3 protein-coding genes and 1 pseudogene are annotated in these 3,414 nt (G+C 63.4%); all 4 read left to right on the forward strand.

Annotated features, from left to right (window positions below; translation table 11 throughout):
* Nucleotides 1–548 precede the first annotated feature (548 nt).
* The gene (gene tnpA, locus AC5ZFO_RS47440; RefSeq protein WP_496124191.1) at nt 549–962 is read left to right on the forward strand and encodes an IS66-like element accessory protein TnpA; all 414 of its coding nucleotides are present in this window, start codon (nt 549–551) and stop codon (nt 960–962) included.
* On the forward strand, nt 959–1,312 hold the full coding sequence (tnpB, locus tag AC5ZFO_RS47445) for an IS66 family insertion sequence element accessory protein TnpB (RefSeq protein ID WP_038381199.1): 354 nt from the start codon (nt 959–961) through the stop codon (nt 1,310–1,312). The genes tnpA and tnpB overlap by 4 nt, the downstream gene beginning before the upstream one ends.
* 61 nt (nt 1,313–1,373) lie before the next feature.
* A pseudogene (tnpC, locus tag AC5ZFO_RS47450) lies at nt 1,374–2,944 on the forward strand (IS66 family transposase).
* Nucleotides 2,945–2,946: 2 nt separating this feature from the next.
* On the forward strand, nt 2,947–3,198 hold the full coding sequence (locus tag AC5ZFO_RS47455) for a hypothetical protein (protein WP_496124192.1): 252 nt from the start codon (nt 2,947–2,949) through the stop codon (nt 3,196–3,198).
* Nucleotides 3,199–3,414 lie beyond the last annotated feature (216 nt).

Genomic DNA, 3,414 nt, shown 5'->3' on the forward strand with positions numbered 1-3,414 from the left:
GTCCAACTCCACCGCATCGCCCCAACAACGACCGGCGAGGACGCTCCATTTCGAGGTTTTTCAGCAGACTGCTAGATTTGCCGCGATAGGACGCAGACTCTTAAGAGATCACCTTGGATCGATTACGCGATTACGGGCGGCGGCCTGTCGTGCATCACCGTTTTGACCTACTCTCCAACGTCAACGCACAGGGGCCCGCGAAGGGCCTATGCGCTCAGGGTGCGCGAGGGGCCAAGCGCCTGATCTTCGACTAATCCTCTTCGCTCTGGCGGCGTGCAGATACACGATGAGCTGAATCAACAGCGATCAGATATCCGAACTCTGGATATCGTCTTGAAATCCGCCATCCGAATCCCCTGATGCCCCGCCGACTGAAGCGCCGGAGCTGACCCTTCTGGTCTCCTAGAGCGGGTCTCGAGCAGATTGAATCGTTTGGGATTCCCAAATCAGGGTAAGCGCCCGGTTATGGCCGCCTTTCGTTGTGGGGTTCGGATCAGATAGCAGCTTGGCTCCGGGGCGCTGAAGATAGTGTCCACGAGCGGAGCTTAATGGACACGATCGTGAGGGATGGAGTGGCTGACGAAGAGTTTCGTGGTGCGACGGCACGCGCCCGTCGGCGCAAGTCATATACGCTCGAAGAGAAGCAGCGACTGGTGGCTGAGAGCTGTGAGCCCGGCGCGTCGGTATCACTGGTGGCTCGGCGGCACGATATCAATGCGAATCTGTTGTTCACGTGGCGCCGGCAGATGCGCACGCCAGCGTCGGCGGCTTCGCCGCTGGAATTGATTCCGGTCGAGGTCATCAGCGATGTGCAGGCTGCCTCACCATCCGTGGCCCCTGGGGCAGAACGGTGCGGCGTGATTGAGATCGTCCTGATCGGCGGTGTGCGCGTGCGAGTGGACGCCGAGATCAGCGAGGCAGTGTTGCGGCGAGTGCTGTCTGCTCTGAAGGCGGCGGCATGATCGCGCCCGGGTCTGGGGTGCGAGTCTATCTGGCGACGCAGCCGTGCGATATGCGCAAAGGGATGGATGGTTTGGCGGCCCAGGTCCAGAACGTGCTGGCCGCCGATCCCTTCTCGGGGGCGCTGTTCGTGTTCCGCGGCAAGCGCGGCGACATGTTGAAGATCCTGGCCTGGGATGGAAGTGGGCTGTGCCTGTTCGCCAAGCGGTTGGAGCAAGGAAAGTTCGTCTGGCCGCCGATCGTGGCGGGTCGGCTTCAGCTGACACCAGCCCAACTGGCCTTGCTCGTCGAAGGCATCGATTGGCGGCGGACGGTCGCGCCTGAACCGGTCATACGCCCTGAAGCTGTCTAATAAGCTCCCGATTCCGAAGATCTATTCTCGCTCCTGAGTCATGACCTTGCTATAAGCCGGCATGTCTCTCGCCACTGCGGAATTGCCGTCGGATCCGGACGCCCTGCGCGCGTTCGCGGCAGCTTTGCAGGCCGAGCTCTACGCCAAGACGCTGCATATCGAGAAGTTGAAAGCCCAGTTGGCGACGCTGCGGCGCGCGCGCTTCGGCCAGTCGTCTGAGAAGCTCGATCGGCAGATCGATCTGCTCGAGCTGATCATCGGCGATCTGGAGGAAGCCGAGGCCGCCAGCGAAGCCCGCCAGGATGCGACTGCGGCGACGCCAGGCGCGATGCCGGTGTTGACCGGGCCCCGGCGTGTGGGCAATCGCCGGCCGCTGCCCGATCACCTGCCGCGCGAGATCATCACCCACGGCGGGGTTTGCGCCTGCCCGGCCTGCGGCTCCGAGCGGTTGCGCAGGATCAGCGACGATGAGCGGGAGGTGCTGGAATATGTACCATCACACTTCAAGGTCATCGTGCATGTGCGGCCGAAACTGAGCTGCCGGGACTGCGAGGCCATTACGCAGCCGACGATGCCAAGCCTGCCTATCGAGCGCGGCAGGCCCGGCCAAAAGTTGATCGCCCATGTGCTGGTCTCCAAATATTGCGACCACCTGCCTTTGAACCGACAGTCCGGAATCTACGCGCGCGAGGGCGTCGACCTGGATCGATCGACCCTGGCCGATTGGGTCGGACGGGCCGCATGGCTGATGGCGCCGGTAGCTGAGCGCATCGGCGACTACGCTCGCGCCGGCCCGACCATCCATGCCGACGACACGCCGATCCCGGTTCAGGATCCCGGACGCGGGCGCACCAAAAGCGGCCGGCTATGGGTCGTTGTGCGCGATGAAGGCACCTGGGGCTCGCCCAATCCACCGGCGGCCTACTATCGCTACTCGCCTGACCGCAAAGGTGAGCACGCTCAAGCCATTCTGGCGCCTGCATCCGGCTTCCTGCACGCCGACGCCTATGCCGGGTTTGACAAACTCTACGAACCGGATCCGATCACCGGCCGCCCGCGCCTGGAGCCGGTCGCGTGCTGGGCCCATGCGAGACGCGAACTGTTCGACGAGCACGCGAGGACCAAATCGCCGATCGCGCGTCAGGCGCTGGACAAGATCGGCGCGGTCTTCGCCGTCGAGCGCGAGATCAACGGCCGAAGTGCCTCGGATCGTCTGGCCATGCGCCAGGCTCAAAGCGTGCCGTTGCTAAGGATTACCTGGAGACAAGCCTCGGCAGGATCAGTCGCAAGGGAGACCTCGCCAAGGCCATCCGCTACAGCCTCAATCGCTGGAAGGCGCTCTCCCGGTTCACCGAAGATGGCCGTCTTGAGATGACCAACAATGCCGCCGAACGTGCGATCCGCCCGCTGACGCTCGGACGACGCAACTGGACCTTCCTCGGCTCGGACTCCGGTGGCGAGCGTGCTGCGGTCTTCTACACCCTGATCCAGACCTGCAAGCTGAACGGCATCAATCCGGAGGCCTATCTCGCCGACCTGATCGGCCGCGTCAGCGACCACGCAGCCAATCGCATCGACGAGCTTCTTCCCTGGAACTGGCGCGCCCCATCCGACGCCAGACTGGCGGCCTGACCGTGGCTGCGATCACCCGGGTTTACACCCTCCCGCTCGCTGCCGAAATGCTCGGCGAGGACGCCGAACTGCTGTGGGAGGTCTATGTCGACATGGAGCCGGAAGACGGTTGCCTCTGGGTCTACGGGCCCGACGATCAGCAGATCCCCGCCTTCACTGACTTCGGCCTCGAAAGCCTGATCGACTTCATCCGCGAGCACAAAACCAATCGCGGCCGCGGCGAGAAGGGCGGCGAACAAAAGCCCGGGTCATGACCGGGCGCTTACAAATCAGGCTGGTTCTGATTCGAGCTATCTGCCGGCGAAGGAGGCAGGTGGGCATGGCGATATCCATTTCGGCCGATCTTCGTAAGCGCGTAGTCGCCGCTGTTGAAGGCGGATTGTCGCGTCGAGCGTAAGGCCGTATGTCCGCCTCTTCCAGTGAGGTGGCTCGCCCTACACTGCGCGTCCGAGGGTTACTCGGGCGTACCG

The sequence above is a fragment of the Bradyrhizobium sp. Unk1 genome, from assembly GCF_059512345.1.